19 protein-coding genes are annotated in these 21,131 nt (G+C 53.9%); 9 read left to right on the top strand and 10 right to left on the bottom strand.

The genetic code is table 11. The annotated features are described in order from the left end of the window. The first annotated feature begins 8 nt into the window (after window positions 1-8). The 3 genes from carB (at window position 9) to R9X49_RS16470 (ending at window position 4,547) form a co-directional block, all read left to right on the top strand. Complete coding sequence (gene carB, locus R9X49_RS16480) at window positions 9-3,233, top strand: carbamoyl-phosphate synthase large subunit (RefSeq protein ID WP_319849417.1); 3,225 nt, start codon at window positions 9-11, stop codon at window positions 3,231-3,233. Between the two features lie 158 nt (window positions 3,234-3,391). After that, window positions 3,392-4,081, top strand: a complete 690-nt coding sequence (locus tag R9X49_RS16475) for a YafY family protein (RefSeq protein WP_319849415.1) — start codon at window positions 3,392-3,394, stop codon at window positions 4,079-4,081. 97 nt (window positions 4,082-4,178) lie between these two features. Then, entirely contained in the window at window positions 4,179-4,547 is a 369-nt protein-coding gene (locus R9X49_RS16470) for a VOC family protein (RefSeq protein WP_319849414.1), read from the top strand. A gap of 100 nt (window positions 4,548-4,647) precedes the next feature. Here the strand turns inward: R9X49_RS16470 and R9X49_RS16465 are convergent, their stop codons facing one another. Further along, the gene (locus R9X49_RS16465; RefSeq protein ID WP_319849413.1) at window positions 4,648-5,262 is read right to left on the bottom strand and encodes a LysE family translocator; all 615 of its coding nucleotides are present in this window, start codon (window positions 5,260-5,262) and stop codon (window positions 4,648-4,650) included. Window positions 5,263-5,534: 272 nt separating this feature from the next. Between R9X49_RS16465 and R9X49_RS16460 the strand changes: the two genes are divergently transcribed. The 3 genes from R9X49_RS16460 to folA all read left to right on the top strand — a co-directional run bounded on the left by R9X49_RS16460 (window position 5,535) and on the right by folA (window position 7,350). Continuing rightward, complete coding sequence (locus R9X49_RS16460) at window positions 5,535-6,308, top strand: threonine/serine exporter family protein (RefSeq protein ID WP_271878972.1); 774 nt, start codon at window positions 5,535-5,537, stop codon at window positions 6,306-6,308. Beyond that, window positions 6,299-6,769 carry a threonine/serine exporter gene (locus R9X49_RS16455; RefSeq protein WP_010681755.1) on the top strand — a complete coding sequence of 157 codons (471 nt, stop codon included), beginning with the start codon at window positions 6,299-6,301 and terminating at the stop codon, window positions 6,767-6,769. Before R9X49_RS16460 ends, R9X49_RS16455 begins: the two co-directional genes overlap by 10 nt. Before the next feature lie 98 nt (window positions 6,770-6,867). Further along, window positions 6,868-7,350, top strand: coding sequence for a type 3 dihydrofolate reductase (folA, locus tag R9X49_RS16450; protein WP_010299774.1), 483 nt, complete (start codon window positions 6,868-6,870; stop codon window positions 7,348-7,350). Window positions 7,351-7,422: 72 nt separating this feature from the next. On the opposite strand, the gene R9X49_RS16445 is transcribed toward folA, so the two are convergent. After that, entirely contained in the window at window positions 7,423-8,328 is a 906-nt protein-coding gene (locus R9X49_RS16445) for a LysR family transcriptional regulator (RefSeq protein WP_319849412.1), read from the bottom strand. A gap of 111 nt (window positions 8,329-8,439) precedes the next feature. On the opposite strand from R9X49_RS16445, the gene R9X49_RS16440 reads away from it, so the two are divergent. After that, complete coding sequence (locus R9X49_RS16440; RefSeq protein WP_319849411.1) at window positions 8,440-8,964, top strand: DMT family transporter; 525 nt, start codon at window positions 8,440-8,442, stop codon at window positions 8,962-8,964. Window positions 8,965-9,095: 131 nt separating this feature from the next. Next, a complete protein-coding gene (locus R9X49_RS16435) occupies window positions 9,096-9,290 on the top strand; it encodes a hypothetical protein (RefSeq protein ID WP_319849410.1) in 195 nt (64 codons plus the stop codon). A gap of 51 nt (window positions 9,291-9,341) precedes the next feature. Here the strand turns inward: R9X49_RS16435 and apaH are convergent, their stop codons facing one another. The 6 genes from apaH to lptD all read right to left on the bottom strand — a co-directional run bounded on the left by apaH (window position 9,342) and on the right by lptD (window position 16,198). Continuing rightward, window positions 9,342-10,187: a bis(5'-nucleosyl)-tetraphosphatase (symmetrical) ApaH gene (gene apaH, locus R9X49_RS16430; protein WP_319849408.1), complete on the bottom strand. Its 846-nt coding sequence runs from the start codon at window positions 10,185-10,187 to the stop codon at window positions 9,342-9,344. A 2-nt stretch (window positions 10,188-10,189) separates the two neighbouring features. Next, window positions 10,190-10,567 (bottom strand): Co2+/Mg2+ efflux protein ApaG, encoded by a 378-nt coding sequence (apaG, locus tag R9X49_RS16425; RefSeq protein ID WP_015841767.1) that lies wholly within the window; start codon window positions 10,565-10,567, stop codon window positions 10,190-10,192. Between the two features lie 12 nt (window positions 10,568-10,579). Continuing rightward, entirely contained in the window at window positions 10,580-11,398 is an 819-nt protein-coding gene (gene rsmA, locus R9X49_RS16420; RefSeq protein WP_319849407.1) for a 16S rRNA (adenine(1518)-N(6)/adenine(1519)-N(6))-dimethyltransferase RsmA, read from the bottom strand. Beyond that, window positions 11,391-12,392, bottom strand: a complete 1,002-nt coding sequence (gene pdxA / locus R9X49_RS16415) for a 4-hydroxythreonine-4-phosphate dehydrogenase PdxA (protein WP_319849406.1) — start codon at window positions 12,390-12,392, stop codon at window positions 11,391-11,393. Before pdxA ends, rsmA begins: the two co-directional genes overlap by 8 nt. Window positions 12,393-12,407: 15 nt before the next feature. Further along, window positions 12,408-13,703 (bottom strand): peptidylprolyl isomerase SurA, encoded by a 1,296-nt coding sequence (gene surA, locus R9X49_RS16410; protein ID WP_319849405.1) that lies wholly within the window; start codon window positions 13,701-13,703, stop codon window positions 12,408-12,410. An 89-nt stretch (window positions 13,704-13,792) separates the two neighbouring features. Further along, window positions 13,793-16,198, bottom strand: coding sequence for an LPS assembly protein LptD (gene lptD, locus R9X49_RS16405; RefSeq protein ID WP_319849404.1), 2,406 nt, complete (start codon window positions 16,196-16,198; stop codon window positions 13,793-13,795). A 149-nt stretch (window positions 16,199-16,347) separates the two neighbouring features. Between lptD and djlA the strand changes: the two genes are divergently transcribed. Beyond that, window positions 16,348-17,223, top strand: a complete 876-nt coding sequence (gene djlA / locus R9X49_RS16400) for a co-chaperone DjlA (protein WP_319849402.1) — start codon at window positions 16,348-16,350, stop codon at window positions 17,221-17,223. An 82-nt stretch (window positions 17,224-17,305) separates the two neighbouring features. On the opposite strand, the gene rluA is transcribed toward djlA, so the two are convergent. Together rluA and rapA are read right to left on the bottom strand one after the other, a co-directional pair. After that, window positions 17,306-17,959 carry a bifunctional tRNA pseudouridine(32) synthase/23S rRNA pseudouridine(746) synthase RluA gene (rluA, locus tag R9X49_RS16395; protein ID WP_225085812.1) on the bottom strand — a complete coding sequence of 218 codons (654 nt, stop codon included), beginning with the start codon at window positions 17,957-17,959 and terminating at the stop codon, window positions 17,306-17,308. Between the two features lie 168 nt (window positions 17,960-18,127). Further along, window positions 18,128-21,031 carry an RNA polymerase-associated protein RapA gene (rapA, locus tag R9X49_RS16390; RefSeq protein ID WP_319849399.1) on the bottom strand — a complete coding sequence of 968 codons (2,904 nt, stop codon included), beginning with the start codon at window positions 21,029-21,031 and terminating at the stop codon, window positions 18,128-18,130. Between the last annotated feature and the right edge of the window lie 100 nt (window positions 21,032-21,131).

Below are 21,131 nucleotides of genomic sequence, written 5' to 3'. Positions count from 1 at the left end.
GCGAGAAAATGCCAAAACGTACAGATATTAAAAGCATCCTGATTCTGGGCGCAGGCCCGATTGTTATCGGCCAGGCGTGTGAGTTTGACTACTCGGGTGCACAAGCCTGTAAAGCGCTGCGTGAAGAGGGTTACCGCGTTATTCTGGTGAACTCCAATCCAGCAACCATCATGACCGACCCGGAAATGGCCGATGCGACCTACATCGAGCCGATTCACTGGGAAGTGGTGCGCAAAATCATTGAAAAAGAGCGTCCAGACGCGGTGCTGCCAACGATGGGCGGCCAGACCGCGCTGAACTGTGCGCTGGAGCTGGAACGTCAGGGCGTGCTGGCCGAATTCGGCGTCACCATGATTGGTGCAACGGCGGATGCGATTGATAAAGCAGAAGATCGCCGCCGCTTTGACGTCGCGATGAAGAAGATCGGTCTGGATACCGCGCGTTCCGGCATTGCACACAATATGGAAGAAGCGCTGGCTGTCGCGGCCGACGTCGGCTTCCCGTGCATCATCCGTCCTTCCTTTACGATGGGCGGCACCGGTGGGGGTATCGCTTACAACCGTGAAGAGTTTGAAGAGATCTGCGAACGCGGTCTGGATCTGTCACCAACCAAAGAGCTGTTGATCGATGAATCGCTGATCGGTTGGAAAGAGTACGAGATGGAAGTGGTGCGTGATAAGAACGACAACTGCATCATCGTCTGCTCCATCGAGAACTTCGATGCGATGGGGATCCACACCGGAGACTCCATCACCGTTGCACCTGCGCAAACGCTGACCGATAAAGAATATCAAATCATGCGTAACGCCTCGATGGCGGTACTGCGTGAAATCGGCGTAGAAACCGGCGGTTCTAACGTCCAGTTCTCGGTGAACCCGAAGACAGGTCGTCTGATTGTAATTGAAATGAACCCGCGCGTGTCACGTTCTTCCGCGCTGGCGTCTAAAGCGACGGGCTTCCCGATTGCAAAAGTCGCGGCCAAACTGGCGGTGGGTTACACGCTCGATGAGCTGATGAACGACATCACCGGTGGCCGTACGCCAGCGTCTTTCGAACCTGCTATCGACTACGTTGTGACTAAGATTCCACGTTTCAACTTCGAGAAATTTGCTGGTGCCAACGACCGTCTGACCACGCAGATGAAATCTGTGGGTGAAGTGATGGCGATTGGCCGCACGCAGCAGGAATCCCTGCAGAAAGCACTGCGTGGCCTGGAAGTGGGCGCAACCGGCTTCGATCCGAAAGTGGATTTAGACGACCCTGAAGCACTGACCAAAATCCGCCGCGAGCTGAAAGATGCGGGTGCCGAGCGTATCTGGTACATCGCCGATGCCTTCCGTGCGGGGATGTCTGTTGATGGCGTGTTTAACCTGACTAACGTTGACCGCTGGTTCTTGGTGCAGATTGAAGAGCTGGTGCGTCTGGAAGAGCAGGTCGCAGAAAAAGGCGCAACTGCGCTGGATGCCGAGTTCCTGCGTATGCTGAAGCGTAAAGGCTTTGCCGATGCGCGTCTGGCGAAACTGGCTGGCGTGGCGGAAAGCGAAATTCGCAAGCTGCGCGATAAGTTCGACCTGCACCCGGTGTACAAGCGTGTTGATACCTGTGCGGCAGAATTCGCGACCGACACGGCTTACATGTACTCCACGTATGAAGAAGAGTGTGAAGCTAATCCGAGTCAGGACCGTGACAAAATCATCGTACTGGGCGGCGGGCCGAACCGTATCGGTCAAGGGATCGAATTTGACTACTGCTGCGTCCACGCTTCACTGGCGCTGCGTGAAGATGGCTATGAAACCATCATGGTCAACTGCAACCCGGAAACCGTTTCAACAGACTATGACACGTCAGACCGTCTGTATTTCGAGCCAGTAACGTTTGAAGACGTGCTGGAAATTGTCCGTATCGAGAAGCCAAAAGGCGTTATCGTGCAGTACGGCGGCCAGACGCCGCTGAAACTGGCGCGTGCGCTGGAAGCGGCAGGTGTGCCGGTTATCGGTACCAGTCCGGATGCGATTGACCGTGCAGAAGACCGTGAACGGTTCCAACAGGCGGTTAATCGTCTGGGGCTGAAGCAGCCTGCTAACGCTACGGTAGCGACGATTGAACAGGCGGTAGAAAAAGCGCGTGGCATCGGCTACCCGCTGGTTGTCCGTCCTTCTTATGTTCTGGGCGGCCGCGCGATGGAAATCGTGTATGACGAAATTGACCTGCGTCGCTACTTCCAGACCGCCGTTAGCGTGTCTAACGATGCGCCTGTTCTGTTAGACCGTTTCCTTGACGATGCTATCGAAGTCGATGTCGATGCGATCTGTGACGGTGAGCGTGTACTGATTGGCGGCATCATGGAGCACATCGAGCAGGCAGGGGTTCACTCCGGTGACTCAGCGTGTTCACTGCCAGCCTACACGCTGAGCAAAGAGATTCAGGACGTGATGCGTCAGCAGGTTGAAAAACTGGCGTTTGAACTCTGCGTTCGCGGCCTGATGAACGTGCAGTTCGCGGTGAAGGATAACGAAGTTTATCTGATTGAAGTGAACCCGCGTGCGGCACGTACCGTACCGTTTGTCTCGAAAGCCACTGGCGTTCCGTTGGCGAAAGTCGCAGCTCGTGTGATGGCAGGCAAAACGCTGGCTGAACAGGGCGTCACGAAAGAAATTATCCCGCCGTACTACTCGGTGAAAGAAGTGGTGCTGCCGTTCAACAAATTCCCTGGCGTCGACCCGATTCTGGGGCCGGAAATGCGTTCGACCGGTGAAGTGATGGGTGTTGGCCGCACGTTTGCTGAAGCGTTTGCCAAAGCGATGCTGGGCAGTAGCTCGCACATGAAGAAAACCGGACGCGCGCTGCTGTCGGTACGTGAAGGCGATAAGGCTCGCGTGGTAGATCTGGCGGCCAAGCTGCTGAAGCACGGTTTTGAACTGGATGCGACGCACGGCACGGCGATTGAACTGGGTGAAGCTGGCATTAATCCGCGTCTGGTGAACAAGGTTCATGAAGGTCGTCCGCACATTCAGGACCGCATCAAGAACGGTGAGTACACCTACATCGTCAACACCACCGCAGGACGTCAGGCGATTGAAGACTCCAAGCTGATTCGCCGCAGCGCGCTGCAATACAAGGTGCATTACGACACCACGCTGAACGGTGGTTTCGCCACGGCAATGTCGTTGACGGCAGACCCGACGGAGAAGGTGACTTCCGTGCAGGAAATGCATGCGATGATTAAAGGCTGATTGACCGACTTCGGTAGGTAGTAAGCAGATAATGAAAGCCAGCGTTGGCAACAGCGCTGGCTTTTTGTATTTTTACTTCGCCTGAAATCCTCTTTTCGATCAATATGCTTTCAGACCAATATTGAAGAGACTTCCCACGTTTTAAGCAAGGTAAGATCATGTCCAGAACGCAACGTTTGCTCGATCTTTTACAGATCTTACGCCATCACCGTTTTCCTGTAACGGGAGCGTATCTTGCGGAAAAATTAGGGGTGAGCCAAAGAACCCTCTATCGTGATATTGCCACATTACAATCGCAGGGGGCGCATATTGAGGGGGAGGCAGGGTTAGGATACGTCTTGCGTCCAGGATTTATGTTACCTCCTCTGATGTTTTCAGAAGAAGAAATTGAAGCATTAGTATTGGGCTCGCGCTGGGTAGCAAGAAGAACTGATGAACGTTTAGGGGGCGCTGCCCGTAATGCGTTGATGAAAATTGCGGCGGTATTACCACCAGAGTTGCGCCACGAGCTTGATTCTTCTGGGTTATTAGTGGGGAAGGCAGAATTTACTCCCGCAGTGGTTATCGATTTATCCGCTTTGCGTCACGCTATCAGAGCGGAGCGCCGTACGGAGATTGCTTATTGCGACCTTCAGGGCGATGAGTCCCTGCGCATTATCTGGCCGTTCGCATTAGGATTTTTCGATCAAACGCACGTGATTGCCGCCTGGTGCGAGCTTCGTCAGCAGTTTCGTCATTTCAGGGCTGAACGTATCCGTAGCATGACGGTTTTGGATCAGCGTTATCCCCGTCGTCGCCAGCAGTTATTAAAAGAGTGGCATGAAAAAGAAGACATTCCTCGGCAGTAATGGCTACTGACAAAAATTGACAGCGGTGCGTACTACGATGCATTCAGGCAAGCAGAAGCCTTCTGCTTATTACTCACCTGATTACAGAGAATCCCTGATGAACGCACCAAATCTTATTATTTTATATGTGGAAGATGCCGTTACCAGTGAGCGTTTCTATCGTGAACTGTTTGATTTGAAACCTGTTGAGAAGTCGGAAAACTTTGCCATGTTTGCCTTTGACTCCGGGTTGTTATTGGGAGTGTGGTCTAAACATGAGGTTAAACCGGTGGCCCAACTGGCAGGCGGTGGTAGCGAATTGGCCATTCGTGTCGAGAGTGAAGCTGCACTGAACGCGATGTATGAAAGCTGGAAGGAACGGGGTATTACCCTGATTCAGGACGTCACCCAGATGGATTTCGGTTTGACATATGTGGCGATAGATCCCGATCAACATCGGATACGGGTTTATTATGCCAGCTACTAAGCTCGCTTCGAAATAACGCAAACATACCTTCCCAGTGGAAACTGGGAAGGTATTCATATCACGAACCCAATCGCTTCAGGCTAAAAAACACTCCGCAAGCCTAACCCAGCGCGACTTTGATACCCAAGGCGATAAGCACCGTGCCCAGCAGTTTATCCACCAGTTTCTGCGCCTTAGCCAGCCCACGCCGCACGGGTTCGCTTTGGAAAAGCAGCACCAGTACCGGCCACCAGACGACAGATAACAGCCAGATAATCATGGCGTACCACAGCTTTTCACCGATACCAGAGTGGATATTCAGGACCTGTGTGAACATCGCCAGAAAGAACAGTGTCGCTTTCGGGTTAAGCAAGTTACAGAGGTAACCTTGCAGAAATGCTTTTTTCAGGCTGACGTTTTGCGGCCCCTGAGTTGAAACATCCATCTTGCTGCCACCGCGCGCGAATAACGCCTGAATACCGATCCAGATCAGATAGGCGGCGCCAGCATATTTCAGTACATTAAACAGCCACGGTGTCGTCGTGATGACGACGGCCAGCCCGGCGACACAGTACGCCATATGGGTTGCGACGCCGCAGATTACGCCAAACGCGGTCATCAGCGCGGCGACGCGTGGGTAGCGCGTGGCGTTCTTGATGACGAGGAAAAAGTCAGGGCCGGGAGAGAGCATTCCCAGCGTGGCGATGGTGGCGACAAACAGCGATGTTTCTAGCATGGTCATTCCAGCGAGTGAAAAGAGTAAGAGCGTTTGAAATGATAGCGCCAGAATAATGAATTCGCATCACACTTATTGGTTATTCGGCGGCGATATGTTAACAATTGTCCTTTCATTTTTTGTGGTTAATTTCAGGGGCGGGTTGAGATAACAACATGGTCAGTGAATGTGAGAGCCGTGCACCATTACGTGGTGCAAAACAGGTCAGTGATGGGAAACAAGCCGGTAATGAAAAACAGGTCAGTAATGAAAAAACAGGGGACGCAAAACGGATGGGTGAAGCGCCACAGCAGCGGGAAATAACCCGATTGTGCATCCAGTGTGCGCTGCTGCTGTTACAGCATGGCGCAGAGAGTATGGTCGTGGAACAGCTATCGTCGCGGCTGGGGATGGCTCTGGGCGCTGATAGCGTTGAGAGCTCAATCTCGGCAAACTCGATTGTCCTGACCACTATCATGCAAGGGCATTGCCTGACGTCGACGCGGAAGAATGTGGACCGCGGCATTAATATGCACGTCGTCATTGAAGTTCAGCATGCGGTCATCATGGCCGAGCATAAACTGCTGGATGTGGCGGGTGTGGAAAAGCGTCTGGGGAATATCAAACCCTTGCGCTACCCGCGCTGGCTGATGGTTTCCGTTGTGGCGCTCTCCTGCGGCTGCTTCAGCCGTTTGAACGGCGGCGGGTGGGACGCATTTATCGTCACGCTGATTGCCAGCGGCCTGGCAATGTACGTTCGGCAGGTTTTTACGGCGCGACACCTGAATCCGCTGATCAACTTCTGCATTACGGCATTTGTCGCGACGTCGGCATCTGGACTGTTGATGCGCTTACCCACTTTTTCTCAAACCTCGACGGTGGCGATGGCGGCGAGCGTGCTGCTGTTAGTTCCCGGTTTCCCGCTGATTAACGCCGTAGCGGATATGTTTAAAGGCCATGTGAATACCGGCCTGGCACGCTGGACGGTCGCGAGTTTACTGACGCTGGCAACCTGTATTGGCGTTGTGATGGCGATGTCGCTGTGGGGGTTACGCGGATGGGCTTAAGTTTACTGTGGGCGCTCTTGCAGGATATGGTGCTGGCGGCGGTCCCTGCGCTGGGCTTTGCGATGGTCTTCAACGTACCGCTGAAAGTGCTGCCCTACTGTGCGCTGCTGGGTGGCGTCGGGCACGGCGTACGGTTTCTGGCGATACATTTCGGTATGAATATTGAGTGGGCGTCGTTTCTGGCAGCAATCCTGATTGGCATCATCGGTATTCGCTGGTCACGCTGGCTGCTGGCGCATCCGAAAGTCTTCACCGTCGCGGCCGTAATCCCGATGTTTCCCGGTATTTCTGCCTACACGGCGATGATTTCGGTGGTGGAGATTTCGCATCTTGGCTACAGTGAAGCGCTGATGAGCGTCATGATTACCAATTTCCTGAAAGCGAGTTTTATCGTTGGTGCGCTCTCTATCGGCCTGTCTTTACCGGGAATCTGGCTCTACCGCAAACGGCCGGGAGTATAAAACTCTTATATTACATTTCCGCCAGATCTGTATATCGACGAGCGGAGGGGCTTTCCGTATAGTGTCAGCAATTTTCTGACCTACAGGGTTTTTTCACCATGGTTATTAGTTTGATTGCTGCACTGGCAGTGGATCGCGTGATTGGCATGGAAAACGCGATGCCGTGGCATTTGCCAGCCGATCTGGCGTGGTTTAAGCGTAATACGCTGAATAAGCCGATTATTATGGGGCGTAATACTTTCCGTTCTATCGGTCAGCCGCTGCCCGGCCGACTGAACATTGTCGTCAGCAATCATCCCGGTGATGACGATCGTGTGACCTGGGTCTCTTCGCTGGACGCTGCGCTGGCGGCGGCGGGCGACGTTGAGGAAGTGATGGTGATTGGCGGCGGCAGTATTTATCAGCAAATGCTGGCGCAGGCCAATCGTCTCTACCTGACGCACATTGATGCTGAAGTGGAAGGCGACACGCATTTCCCTGACTACGAGCCGGATGAATGGCAGTCTGTTTTCAGCGAATTCCATGATGCTGACGAGCGCAACTCACACAGTTACTGCTTCGAAATTCTGGAACGCCGCTAAGCGCCTAACATGCTGTCGATAAATCGTTAAACCCGCCTTGTTGCGGGTTTTTTCGTTTTCTCACCCGATGTTTTAATTTGCCGTCTGACAGCTTTCCCAAATGACTTGTCTCAGCCAGCGATGCGCAGGATCGCTCTCGCGTCGCGTGTGCCATACTTGCTGGAAGGCAAAGTCGGGTATCGTGAACGGAGGCGGGAAAATGTGTAAATCGGGCGTATTAACCCGTGCCATGCTACGCCGCGCGGCGGTCAAAATCAGGTCAGTACCGGCAATAAGATTGATGGCTGCATGCCAGTGGGGCAGCGTTAACACGACATTACGCGACAGATTGCTTGCAGCCAGCGTGTTGTCCACTTCATTGGCAGAGTCAGGGTGCATGGTGACCAGAACATGTGGCCGCTCCAGCCACGCTTCAAACGATAGCGTACCGTTTTCCGGCAGCGTGGCACGGTCGGCCAGACAGGCAAACTGCTCTTCAAAAAGAAGCTCGGCGTGCACCTCGGGTGGGCGTTCGGGAAAAACGCCGAGGCCTAAGTCGATTTCTCCATCGATCAACTGTGCCAGCATCATTTCACGACCGGCATGACTGATAGCCAGTGAAATGCCGGGTGCCTGTGTGCGCAGATGCTGCATGAGCGTTGGCAAGACGGCATTCGTACCGTAATCGGAGAGTGCTAAACGGAAATGCCGCGTGGTATGGCGCGGATCGAACTGCGGTGTCTGGATAAGCCCGTTCAACTGATCCAGCGCCTGTTCCAGCGGGGCGAGTAGCGCCTGAGCGCGGGTCGTCAGCGTCAGGCCAACTTCACGCCGGACTAACAGCGGATCGTTAAAAATCTGGCGAAGCTGTGATAGTGAATGGCTAACGGCAGGCTGACTGCGGTGCAGGCGCAGCGCTGCCCGCGTGACGTGTTTTTCCGTCAACAGCGCGTGCAGCGTTAGCAGCAGATTCATATCGATACGACGCAAATCATCCATTATACGAATGCCTTCTGTATGAATTACGAATTTCCATCAGTTTAGTGGATGGTTGAGTATTGGAACATCCCAATTACGTTGTGAACTTTATAGTGTGAGCCAGGGGGTTCCATGTCGTTATTCTCTTCTTTTTCTCTCTCATTGCTGCTGCCGCTGGGTATCGCTGTGCTTGCCGGGAGCATTGTGCCTTTTCAGGCTGCCAGCAATGCAGCGCTGGGGCGCGCGTTAGGCCATCCACTTTGGGCAACGCTGGTCTCACTGCTGGTCAGTATTTGTGTGCTGTTGCCGATCCTGTTTGCTGCCCGAATACCGACGCCTGCGGTTGGCCCTGCTTTACAGGGGCCGTGGTGGATTTGGCTGGGTGGCGTGGCGGGCGTTGCTTATATCACCGCCGCGTTATTGCTGACGCCAAAGCTCGGCGCTTCAGGCTTTATTGTCTGTGTGATTGCTGGTCAGGTTGTGGCATCGCTGATTATCGATCATTTTGGCTTGATGGGGCTGGCGGTGAAGCCTGCAACGCTAGGGCGGATAGCGGGAGTCGCATTAATCGTGATGGGGATGCTGGTGGTGCAATACTCTGCGGCTTCTCAACCGCTGATAAAACCTGCTGTTGCAACCCATAAGCAACCACAATGAGAGAGAGACTTAGCGGGAATTGATCACATTTCCGTCATCTATCATCGCTAGTATGAAAACGAGTAGCGGCTTTCGTCGTTAAATTGAGATGTCGTTAAGCCGCTGTGTTTGGTAGATAGGAGACAGTAAGCATGACGAATAGAAACAGCAATCTGAATACTGACCGACTGAGCGATCCAAGCCGCCGTGAATTACCGTCAGGCAACGTAGAAGCCGTTGGTCTGGCCGGATTTCTTGGCGGCGGTATCTGGTCGATTCCCGCCGAGGAGCTAGTCGTTCCTTCATCCAAAAAGGTTCAGTCTGGGACGGCTTTCCCCTTTCTGTGACAGTGGCGCGGTTGCGATAGGGTGAATGCGTTTGCGCATTGACTCATCCGATCAGGACGCGTTATCGCCAGAGAGTTCGGTATTTGATGAAAGCGACGGTTGCGTGAAATAGCGCTTATCGTCCCAACGCAGCATAGTCAGTTCTCCCCCCCAACAGCACCCGGTATCCAGCGCGTAAATATTTTCCGGTGTGCCTTTCCCTTCCAGCGATGCCCAGTGACCGAAGGCAATAGCATATTCTCCGGTAACCTGACTTGGCAGATCAAACCACGGTTTTAGCAGAGAAGGTGCCTGACTCGGCGGCTCTTTACAGAGCATATCCAGTTGCCCACCGGAGAAGCAGTAGCGCATACGGGTAAAGACGTTGGTGCTAAAGCGTAGGCGAGCCAGACCGCTCAGCTCCGGGCTCCAGTGGTTCGGCATATCGCCATACATGGCATCAAGGAAAAGCGGGTAGCTGTCGCTGCTCAGGATCGCTTCGACTTCGCGTGCGCACATGAGTGCTGTCGGCAGATCCCACTGTGGCGTGATGCCTGCGTGCGCCATAATCAGCTTCAGATCGTCATCAACCTGTAGGATCGGCTGGCGACGTAGCCAGTTGATGAGTTCGTCTGCGTCCGGTGCTGTGAGGAGATCGCTGATACGATCTTTCGGTTTGTTACGGCTGATGCCAGCATAAACGGCCAACAGGTGCAGGTCGTGGTTGCCGAGCACCATGCGGACAGAAGAACCGAGAGAGCGAACGAAGCGCAGAACCTGAAGCGAATCCGGCCCGCGTGCGACTAAATCGCCGGTTAACCACAGCGTATCTTGCTCAGGATTAAAGGAAACTTGCGCCAATAGCGCTTTGAGTTCAACTAAACAGCCGTGAACATCGCCAACTAAATAGGTAGACATAATTAATGTATCAGTGAAGGGATAGCCAGACGGAAAACGGGGATGGAAACCTGAAACGCTTTACCCTGATGGTCAGTCATATGGTAGTGGCCTTCCATCGTGCCGAGAGGCGTTTCGATGACGGCACCGCTGGTATATTGGAATTCGCTGCCAGGGTGGATAATCGGCTGTTCGCCGACCACACCTTCACCCTGAACTTCAGTCTGGCGACCGTTACCGTTGGTGATCAGCCAATAACGCCCCAAAAGCTGGACTTCATGACGCCCCAGATTGCGAACCGTAATCGTGTAAGCAAACACGAAACGTTCTTCATCAGGCTCCGATTGTGATTCCACGTAGAAGCTCTGAACCTGTACACAAACACGGGGCGCATTAATCATGATGAACTCCAGTTATTCCTGTTTTGCAGGATGCTCGCTTAACCAGTTTGCCAATCGGCAATACTGCTCAACGGTCACATTCTCTGCGCGGCTGGTGGCATCAATCCCCAGCTCGCTGAGCACATCTGGGGTGAACAGATTGCCCAGACTGTTACGCAGTGTCTTACGACGCTGGTTAAACGCTTCAGTGGTGATGCGGCTCAGTACGCGAATGTCGCTGACCGGGTAGGGGATCTCGGCATGAGGGACGAGTCGCACTACGGCGGAATCAACTTTAGGCGCGGGCTTGAAGGCCTCCGGCGGCACTTCAAGCACCGGAATCACCTGACAATAATACTGTGCCATGACGCTCAGGCGTCCGAACGCTTTGCTGTTCGGCCCTGCAACCAAACGGTTAACCACTTCTTTCTGCAACATAAAGTGCATGTCGCGGATAGATTGAGTATAGCTGAACAGGTGGAACATCAGCGGTGTGGAAATATTATACGGCAGGTTGCCAAAAACGCGCAGCGGTTGGCCGGCTTGCTCGGCGAGCGCGGCGAAATCGATCGTCATGGCATCTTGCTGAATAATTGTCAGCTTATCTTTCAGCGTCGGATGTGTTTCCAACCGCGCGGCCAGATCCCTGTCCAGCTCAATAACGGTGAAACGATCCATTCGTTCGCCTACGGGGGCGGTCAGTGCGCCGAGGCCGGGGCCGATCTCTACGACTGCCTGTCCTGGCTGAGGGTGAATAGCCGAAACGATGCTATCGATCACGAAGTGATCGTTTAAAAAGTTTTGCCCAAAACGTTTACGGGCGAAGTGACCTTGGTGTACGCGATTATTCATTACTGTGTTTTATCATTTTAATGGCAAGATTTAATGCCGTGATGAAGCTGCCGGGGTCGGCACTGCCCGTTGCGGCCAGCTCAAGTGCTGTACCGTGGTCAACGGATGTGCGAATAAAAGGTAACCCCAGCGTGATATTAACGGCGCGCCCGAAGCCCTGATATTTCAGAACCGGGAGCCCTTGATCGTGGTACATCGCCAAAACGGCGTCAGCGTGTTGCAGATATTTGGGCTGGAAAAGGGTGTCGGCAGGCAGCGGCCCAACCAGCGTGATGCCCTGCTGACGTAGTTCGTCCAGCGCCGGGTTAATCACATCCAGCTCTTCACGGCCCATATGGCCGCCTTCTCCGGCATGAGGATTCAGTCCACAGACGTAGATCTGCGGTTGAGCAAGGCCGAATTTTGTCTGCAAATCATGGTGCAAAATCGTGATGACTTCATGCAGGCTCTGACGGGTAATAGCCGCAGAGACGGCGGCAAGCGGCAGATGCGTGGTCGCTAAGGCAACACGCAGTTCTTCCGTCGCCAGCATCATAACAACACGGTCACAGCCGCTGCGATCGGCGAAAAATTCAGTGTGTCCGCTGAATGGGACGCCTGCATCGTTGATAATGCCCTTATGCACTGGGCCGGTAATCAGCGCGGCAAATTCACCGTTCAGGCAGCCATCGCAAGCACGCGCCAACGTCTCAACGACATAAGCGCTGTTAGCGACATTCAACTGGCCTGGAATGATGGTTGCCGGTGCGGCGATCGGCAGGATGGTGAGGCTACCTGCCTGCTGTGGCTGTGCGGGGTGACCGGGTTGATAGTCACGCAGCGTCAGCGGCATAGAGAGCTGCAGCGCGCGACTGAGTAGCAGCTCGGGATCCGCACAGATGACCAGCTCCACAGGCCAGGCCTGCTGAGCCAGAGCAATCACCAGATCGGGGCCAATCCCGGCGGGTTCGCCGGGGGTGATCACAACGCGTGGCGTATTGCTCTCAGTCTGCATGAGTTTCAATCAGCATTAGTTAGTGGCGCCATTAATCACTTTGACATACGCCGATGCACGCTGTTCCTGCATCCAGGTTTGTGCTTCTTCGGCGAATTTACGGTTAAAGATCATACGGTAAGCCTGCTCTTTTTGCGCCGCGTCGGTTTTATCCACCTGACGGGTATCCAGCAACTGAATCAGGTGCCAGCCAAAAGAGGAATGAACAGGCTGACTGATTTCGCCTTTCTTCAGTTTCAATAACGCATCGCGGAAGGCCGGATCGTACATATCTGGAGAAGCCCAGCCAAGGTCGCCGCCCTGATTCGCTGAACCCGGATCCTGAGAGAGCAGTTTGGCTTGCGAGGCGAAATCGGTGCTGCCGTTTTTGATCTGCTGTGCCACTTCGGCCAGTTTGGCTTGCGCCTGACTGTCCGTCATGACGACGGAAGGCTTGATCAGAATATGGCGAGCATGGGTTTCGGTTACCGATACGCTTTTGTTACCGCCGCGAATATCGTTCACTTTCAGAATGTGGAAACCTACGCCGGAACGGATCGGGCCAACGACCTGACCTTTCTGCGCCTGAGTTAAGCGCTCGGCAAACAGCGTTGGGATCTCTTGCAGTTTACCCCAGCCCATCTGGCCGCCTTTCAGCGCCTGAGAGTCAGCCGAATAGGTGATGGCCAACTTACCAAAATCTGCGCCTTCACTGATTTGTTTCACCAGCGACGTTGCCAGATTTTCCGCTTCATCAACCTGCTGCTGAGTGGGGTTTTCCGGCAAGGGAATCAGAATGTGGCTCAGGTTCAGCTCATCGTTTTCACCGGTCTGGTTGGCGATCTGCTTAGCCAGCGTATCGACTTCCTGCGGCAGTACGGTAACGCGACGACGGACTTCGTTGTTACGCACTTCCGAGATCAGCATCTCTTTGCGAATCTGGTTACGGTAGGTGTTGTAGTTCAGACCTTCATAAGCCAACTGGCTTTTTAGCTGGTCCAGAGACATCCGGTTCTGAGCGGCAATATTGGTAATCGCCTGATTCAGTTGCTCATCCGTCACCTGGATACCCATCTTCTGCGCCATTTGCAGGATGATGTTATCCATAATTAAACGGTCGGTAATCTGATGGCGCAACGTGGCATCATCAGGCAACTGCTGTCCGGCCTGCTGGGCGTTCAGTTTTACCGACTGCAAAAGACTGTTTACATCACTTTCCAACACGACGCTGTTGTCGACCACTGCTGCGACTTTATCAACCACCTGTGGTGCTGCGAACGCGGTAGAGGCACTCAGTGCCAATCCGAGAATAAGCGTTCTCCAGTTCTTCATACCTTTCCCATTATTTCATCCGCAAGGCGGGTTAAAAGTTCCAACGTTTCAGTGAGACAGCCTGCTTGCTACTAACACTCTGGGTGACATCAGAATGCGCGCTGGTAAGGCAGAATACCTGAGCGCAGCATTTTTTCAGAACCCAGACTGTAATTACTGCTTAAACCACGTAATTCGATATTAAACGACACTCTGTTGTCGTATTCGCTGCTGCGGCTGACGCTGTTCCAGTCGGTAATTTTACGTTCATAACCGACGCTCACGGCCCAACAGCAGGTATTGTACTGTAAGCCAATAAGCTGGTTCGCCGGCTGATTGGCCTTAGTGTCGTAATAATAAGCGCCAACCACGGCCCAGCGCTCGACAATCGGCCAGCTCGCGGTGATACCGACCTGCGAAATACCTTGCTGGAAGCCAGGGTTCGTGACATTAGGGATCATGTCTCGAATATATTCTGGGCTCGCGTAACGATAATTCAGCTGCACCAGACGTTCCGCATCACGGCGGTATTCTAACACGGCATCACCCAGCGCGACTTCGTTCAGGCGATTGTCATACTGCAGACCGCCACGAACACCCCATCTGTCATCGATTTTCAGGAAGGAGTCACCGGCCCATACCTGGCTACCGTTGTTATCGCTTTTATCGAGCGACGTGTTGCGGTCACCCGTGCGTGGGCGATCAAAGTAATAGATTTGACCAATAGAAGCGTTAAAACGTTCAACCAACGCATCATCATAAATACGCGTGGTGACACCGGTCACAAGCTGATTCGCGGACGCGATGCGGTCCAGACCGCTGTAACTGCGATCGCGGAACAGGCCTGAATAGTCGGTCTGCATCAGCGTGGAGTCATAGGTATGAATGCTGCTCTGATCGCGATAAGGGACATACAGGTACTGCGCGCGAGGTTCCAGCGTCTGGGTATAAGCCTGCGACCAGTCCATTTCGCGCTCAAAGACCATCTTGCCATCGACTTTATATTGCGGCATCACCCGATTCACCGAGTCTTTCAGTGCATCTTTTGTACCCTGAGAAATGTTTGGCGTCGAGGCTGTACGATAGCGATCCAGATTGTCCTGTTGATAGTGCGTCGCCAATAGCTTGGCTTCGGTATTCAGGCTGGCCCAACGGTTTGCCAACGGCAGATTCAACGTTGGCTCAACGTGCAGGCGAGTCGCTTCTGGCCGGTTGTCGTTGACGTTGGTAAATTTTACCGCCTGACCATAAAGGTGCATATCAACCGGGCCGATATCATTTTGGTAGTAATTGATATCGAACTGCGGCTCAGCACGATAGACATCGCGGCTGGTCGCATTGGAAAAGACCTGGAACTGTTTCGTGGACACCGTGGCGTTCCAGTTTTGGTTCGCGTAACCCGCACTGAATTTTTGGGTGACGTAGCCATCGGTAGTTGACCCGTAATTCGAGTCCAGATCGGTGAAGTAGCGGTCATCGCTGACTTTTGTGTAGTCTGCGTTAAAACGCCATACCTGATCCATCACGCCGCTGTGACCCCAGTGGAACAACCAGCGGGTGTCGTTATTATCCAGCGGGGCGACTTTAGCATATTCATTGTCGCTGGGCAGCCAGTCGAACTGAATGACACCAAGGCCCGGCGTGGTCAGGTAGCGGAATTCGTTCTGCCACTGCATACCACGTTTAGTTTGCAGGTGCGGGGTGATCGTGGCGTCAAAATTAGGCGCGATGTTCCAGTAATAGGGCGTCAGCAGTTCAAAACCATTGCTGCTGCCATATTTCGCATTAGGGATCAGGAAGCCAGAGCGTCGTTTATCACCGATAGGAAGCTGCAAATACGGGCTATAGAACACAGGTACGCCAGCAATCTTGAAACGCGCGTTCCAGATTTCAGCAACCTGCTCTTCTCTGTCTTGAATCACTTCCGAACCGACGACACTCCAGCTATTATCTCCCGGCAGACAGGAAGTGAAGGAGCCGTTTTCCAGAATGGTGTAGCGATTGCTGTCACGCATTTTCATTTTGTCGGCGGAACCACGCCCTTGACGGCCCACCATCTGATAGTCGCCTTCATAGACGTCGGTATCTTTGGTGTTCAGGTTGGCCCAGGCTTTAGGGCCTTTCAGGATAACCTGATTGTCATCGTAGTGGACATTTCCCGTCGCGGTAATGGTTCGCGTGGGCGTACTGCCCTGCGTTGCCGGATCCAACTGGTTCAGCTCCACCTGCTCGGCAGTCATGACGCTGTTGCCCTGCTGGATGTTAACATTACCGGTGAATTTGGCGCTGTCTGGGTAGTTGGCTTCGGTTTTATCGGCCTGAATATTGACCGGCAGCTGATTGGGATCGCCAGTTACCAGTGGTCTGTTGTACGTAGGTACACCCAGCATGCACTGTTCAGCGAGATCGGCCAGCGCGTGCTGGCTGTAAAGCGCCGACCAAACCAGAGTGGCCAGCAGAGTTGGGAAACTTTTTTTCATACGCAGTATCAGGTGTTCCGTCATCAGGGGCATCATGCCGGCAAACGGTCAGAGACTATATCACTCGTTAGCGTTGCGCCAGTGTTAAATCCCCACCGCCTATACGCACCGCCGTTAGGTGCAAAGATAAATGACAGGTATGATAAAGCAATTTTTGGCTGACGGCATGAGGATTTGAGGAGTATATGCGGTATTGGGGAAAGTTGCTGGGGTTAGCGTTGGGAATCGTCTCAAGCGCTGGCATCTGGGGAATGATCATGGGCTTACTGATGGGGCATTGGATTGACAAAGCCCGGGCATCGCGTCGCCGTGATTATTTTTCGGCTCAGTCTACCCGCCAGTCATTGTTCTTTCTCACGACCTTTCAAGCCATGGGACACCTGACCAAATCCAAAGGTCGGGTGACGGAAGCCGATATCAAGATTGCGACCAAAATGATGGATCGCCTTGAGCTATTTGGCGAAGCCAGAACCGCGGCTCAGCGGGCTTTCCGCGAAGGAAAGGCCGGTCATTTCCCTCTGCGCATAAAATTACGCAAGCTGCGTGATGCCTGTCTGGGACGCTTTGATTTAATTAAGATGTTTCTGGAAATCCAGCTTCAGGTCGCGTTTGTTGATGGTGTTTTGCACCCGAATGAGCGACGCGTGTTGTACGTGATTGCTGATGAACTGGGCGTGACGCGCGAGCAGTTTGAGTTCTTCCTGCGAAATATGGAAGGTACCTCGGGGCAACAGTCCCGGCAGAATCAGTCACGACAGAACGGTAAATCGCATCAGCGTCGTAATAATGGCTATTCCAACGGCCACTCTTATGGCGGTCAGCGTCCGGCATCACCGCCGCGTGGGCCAACGGTCGAAAGCGCCTGTCGTACGCTGGGTGTGCGTAGCAGCGATGATGCCGCAACGATTAAGCGCGCCTACCGTAAACTTATGAGCGAGCATCATCCTGATAAGTTGGTCGCCAAGAAACTTTCGCCGAGGATGATGGAGATGGCCAAGCGTAAAGCGCAGGATATTCAGGCAGCCTATGAACTGTTGAAAAGCGCGAATCAGACAAAATAATCCGCACCTTCCCCCTTCTTTTTACTTCCCCGTTTTACCGCTCTACCAAATTCGATTTGCAAATACCGTCGGCGCGTTTGCCTCAGAAATCCGCTTCGCAACGAAAGTGCATCGGGGTATTAAAAGCCGGGTGCGTGATAGCCAGTTCTTGTGCGTGCAGTAACAGGCGGGGCGCCATCGCTTTAGCATCAGGATGTGCATAAAAGCCATCGCCGAGGATAGGGTGGCCCAGCGCGAGCAGATGGACGCGCAGTTGGTGGGATCGGCCGGTAATCGGCATCAGCTTGACGCGCGTCGTACCGTCATCGTCACGTGAGAGTACCTGATATTCCGTCTGTGCTGCTTTACCTGTTTCAAAACAGACTTTCTGTTTTGGGCGGTTCGGCCAATCGCAGATAAGCGGAAGATCGATGACGCCTTCATCCTGCGCCATATGCCCCCAGACGCGGGCAAGGTAGGATTTCTTCGGTTCGCGCTCGCGAAACTGGCGCTTTAATTCACGCTCGGCGGCTTTTGTGAGTGCGACGGCAATGACGCCGCTGGTCGCCATATCCAGACGATGAACGGATTCTGCCGTTGGGTAGTCAGCCTGAATGCGGCTCATGACGCTGTCTTTGTGTTCTGGCGCACGGCCGGGAACCGACAGCAGACCGCTGGGTTTATTCACCACCATGATGTGCTGATCCTGATAAAGAATATGCAACCAGGGATCGGTAGGCGGATTATAGGGTTCCATCGGAGCACCTTCAGACAACATATAATGTGTGATATTAGGGAGAACACGGGGATGAGGTTCCCGTAGGGAGACCTCGCCCTGTGGTATGCCCGTGTATCTCGATTTTGCAAACAGCGTGTCTTTATAACAGCGGTATGAGGTTTATGCCTATACCGCTGTCAGAAACGTTTACTGGTGTGTCACCACAACCAGACGAATAGCATCCAGACGCCAGTTGGCCTCATGGAGATTGCTCAGCACCTGCTCACGCTGGTTTTCCAGTGCAGTCAGCTCATCTTCACGAATGTTAGGGTTGACGGCTTTCAGCGCTTCCAGACGTTCCAGCTCGCGGCGCAATTGCAGGTCAGCCTGCTCCTGAGCTTCGGTAATGAGCTGGCGTGCCTGCGTTTCGACTAATGCTTCCGCCTGTTGCAGCATGGCGTGAACATCGGCCTGTACCGCATTCACCAGCTTGCTGGACGTATGACGGTTTACCGCGTTGAGCTGGCGGTTGAAGCTCTCAAACTCAACCTGTGCCGCCAGATTGGTCCCTTTACGATCCATGAGCAGGCGAACCGGTGTTGGTGGCAGGAAACGAGTCAGTTGCAGGTGCTTAGGCGCTTGTGCTTCGACAACGTAAACCAGCTCCGCCAGCAGCGTGCCGACCGGCAGGGCTTTATTTTTCAGCAGCGACACCGCACAGCTTCCGGTATCGCCGGACAGCACCAGATCGAGCCCGTTACGGATGAGCGGGTGCTCCCAACTGATAAACTGCGCATCCTCGCGGGAAAGTGCCTGATCGCGATCGAAAGTGATCGTGCAGCCGTCCTGCGGCAGGCCTGGGAAATCCGGCACCAGCATATGATCGGATGGCGTCAGGATGATCAGATTATCACTGCGATCTTCCTGATTGATGCCAACAATATCAAACAGGTTCAGCGCGAATGTCACCAGATTGACGTCATTATCCTGTTCGGCAATGGCCTGCGCCAACTGCTGCGCCTGCTCGCCACCGTTAGAATGCATTTCCAGAAGACGATCGCGGCCTTGTTCAAGCTGCTGTTTCAGGCTGTCGTGCTGTTGGCGGCAGGTATGAATAAACTCATCCAATCCCTGTTGTTCACCGACGGTTGTCAGTCGCTCGATCAGCTGCGCATGGTGCGCATCATAGATGGTGCGGCCTGTCGGGCAGGTGTGCTCAAACGCATCCAACCCTTCGTGATACCAACGTACCAGCATAGCTTGGGCAGTATTTTCCAGATACGGCACCAGAATCTGAATTTCTTTTGCCTGCCCGATACGGTCCAGACGGCCGATGCGCTGTTCCAGCAGATCGGGGTTGAACGGCAGATCGAACATCACTAAGTGGCTGGCGAACTGGAAGTTACGGCCTTCGGAGCCGATCTCTGAACAGATCAGCACCTGTGCGCCTTCTTCTTCGGAAGCAAAATAGGCGGCGGCGCGGTCACGTTCCAGAATTGACAGCCCTTCATGGAAGACGGCGGCGCGGATCGCTTCACGCGTGCGCAGCACTTGCTCCAGCTGTAGCGCCGTGGCGGCCTGCGCACAGATCACCAGCACTTTCTCATCGCGGTGCGCGGTCAGGTAGTTCAGTAACCATTCCACGCGCGGGTCGAAGTTCCACCAGGTGGCATCGTCCCCTTCGAGCTGTTGATAAATTTGTTCCGGGTACAGCATGTCGCGGGCGCGTACTTCCAGCGTCTTATTCGCGTTCATAATCCCGGACACTTTAATCGCCGTTTGATACTGCGACGGCAGCGGCAGGCGGATTTGATGCAGGATACGCTGTGGGAAACCTTTAACTCCCTGACGCGTGTTACGGAACAACACGCGGCTGGTGCCGTGACGATCCATCAGCATGGCGATCAGTTCCTGACGCGCCTTTTGATTGTCATCGCTGTCGCTGTTGATGGCTTTCAGCAGCGGCTCGATGTCCTGTTCGCCCAGCAGATCGCTCAGTGCATTCAGTTCAGCCGTCTGGGCTTTTTCGCCCGCTAACAGCAACGTGACGGCATCGGCGACCGGGCGGTATTGCTGCTGTTCGGCGACGAACTCCTGATAGTCGTGGAAGCGGTTGGGATCGAGCAGGCGTAAACGTGCAAAGTGGCTCTGCTGACCAAGCTGTTCCGGCGTCGCGGTTAACAACAGAACGGCCGGCGTGGCGCGTGCCAGTGTTTCAATGGCCTGATATTCCGGGCTCGGACTTTCTTCGTTCCAGACCAGATGGTGGGCTTCATCCACCACCAGCAGATCCCAATCGGCGTTGACGAGCTGCGCAAAGCGCTGGGCGCTGCGCTGCACAAATCCCAGTGAGCAGATAACGAGCTGTTCAGTTTCAAACGGGTTGCTGCTGTCCAGCTTGGCTTCGGCATAGCGCTCGTCGTCAAACAGCGAGAACAGCAGGTTAAAGCGGCGCAGCATTTCGACCAGCCACTGATGTTGCAGGGTTTCCGGTACGATAATCAGCACGCGACTGGCGCGGCCCGCCAGCAACTGCTGGTGGATGATCATACCGGCTTCAATGGTTTTCCCCAGACCGACTTCGTCCGCCAGCAAAACGCGTGGCGCATGACGTTGACCGACTTCGTAAGCGATATGAAGCTGATGCGGGATGAGGCTGGCACGCATGCCGCGTAAACCGACCTGTTGCTGTAGCGCCTGCTCGTTCTGGTGCTTGCGGGCGCGGTAGCGCAGGGCAAAGCGATCCATACGATCGATCTGTCCGGCGAACAGACGATCTTGCGGTTTATTGAACGTCAGTTTGCTGTCCAGAAAGACTTCACGCAGTTCCGCCGGCGTTTCATCATCCAGACGTTGGCCGCAATACACCAGTAACCCTTTTTCTTCTCGCACGTCATCGACTTTGAGCTGCCAGCCTTCATGGCTGGTGACGGTGTCGCCGGGGTTGAACATCACGCGGGTGATGGGGGCGTCGCTGCGGGAATAAAGTCGGTTTTCACCGCTGGCAGGGAAAAGCAGCGTTATCATACGCGTATCGACGGCAACAACCGTTCCCAGTCCAAGTTCGCTTTCCGTATCGCTGATCCAGCGCTGACCAAGTGTAAAAGGCATAAATTCTTAGCTCGATTTTCGTCTGTGTCGGGGGAATGTCTGATTACATTATCGGGCGCCGATAATGCTGCTGATGCAAATTCAGAAAGGGCGTTATGGT

Source organism: Pectobacterium carotovorum (assembly GCF_033898505.1).
Classification (GTDB): Bacteria; Pseudomonadota; Gammaproteobacteria; order Enterobacterales; family Enterobacteriaceae; genus Pectobacterium; species Pectobacterium carotovorum_J.
This window is presented reverse-complemented; position numbering and strand designations above follow the sequence as displayed.

Coding starts and splice junctions, on each gene's coding strand:
- carB (WP_319849417.1), top strand. CDS start 9: ATGCCAAAACGTACAGATATTAAAAGCATCCTGATTCTGGGCGCAGGC.
- R9X49_RS16475 (WP_319849415.1), top strand. CDS start 3,392: ATGTCCAGAACGCAACGTTTGCTCGATCTTTTACAGATCTTACGCCAT.
- R9X49_RS16470 (WP_319849414.1), top strand. CDS start 4,179: ATGAACGCACCAAATCTTATTATTTTATATGTGGAAGATGCCGTTACC.
- R9X49_RS16465 (WP_319849413.1), bottom strand. CDS start 5,262: ATGCTAGAAACATCGCTGTTTGTCGCCACCATCGCCACGCTGGGAATG.
- R9X49_RS16460 (WP_271878972.1), top strand. CDS start 5,535: ATGGGTGAAGCGCCACAGCAGCGGGAAATAACCCGATTGTGCATCCAG.
- R9X49_RS16455 (WP_010681755.1), top strand. CDS start 6,299: ATGGGCTTAAGTTTACTGTGGGCGCTCTTGCAGGATATGGTGCTGGCG.
- folA (WP_010299774.1), top strand. CDS start 6,868: ATGGTTATTAGTTTGATTGCTGCACTGGCAGTGGATCGCGTGATTGGC.
- R9X49_RS16445 (WP_319849412.1), bottom strand. CDS start 8,328: ATGGATGATTTGCGTCGTATCGATATGAATCTGCTGCTAACGCTGCAC.
- R9X49_RS16440 (WP_319849411.1), top strand. CDS start 8,440: ATGTCGTTATTCTCTTCTTTTTCTCTCTCATTGCTGCTGCCGCTGGGT.
- R9X49_RS16435 (WP_319849410.1), top strand. CDS start 9,096: ATGACGAATAGAAACAGCAATCTGAATACTGACCGACTGAGCGATCCA.
- apaH (WP_319849408.1), bottom strand. CDS start 10,187: ATGTCTACCTATTTAGTTGGCGATGTTCACGGCTGTTTAGTTGAACTC.
- apaG (WP_015841767.1), bottom strand. CDS start 10,567: ATGATTAATGCGCCCCGTGTTTGTGTACAGGTTCAGAGCTTCTACGTG.
- rsmA (WP_319849407.1), bottom strand. CDS start 11,398: ATGAATAATCGCGTACACCAAGGTCACTTCGCCCGTAAACGTTTTGGG.
- pdxA (WP_319849406.1), bottom strand. CDS start 12,392: ATGCAGACTGAGAGCAATACGCCACGCGTTGTGATCACCCCCGGCGAA.
- surA (WP_319849405.1), bottom strand. CDS start 13,703: ATGAAGAACTGGAGAACGCTTATTCTCGGATTGGCACTGAGTGCCTCT.
- lptD (WP_319849404.1), bottom strand. CDS start 16,198: ATGATGCCCCTGATGACGGAACACCTGATACTGCGTATGAAAAAAAGT.
- djlA (WP_319849402.1), top strand. CDS start 16,348: ATGCGGTATTGGGGAAAGTTGCTGGGGTTAGCGTTGGGAATCGTCTCA.
- rluA (WP_225085812.1), bottom strand. CDS start 17,959: ATGGAACCCTATAATCCGCCTACCGATCCCTGGTTGCATATTCTTTAT.
- rapA (WP_319849399.1), bottom strand. CDS start 21,031: ATGCCTTTTACACTTGGTCAGCGCTGGATCAGCGATACGGAAAGCGAA.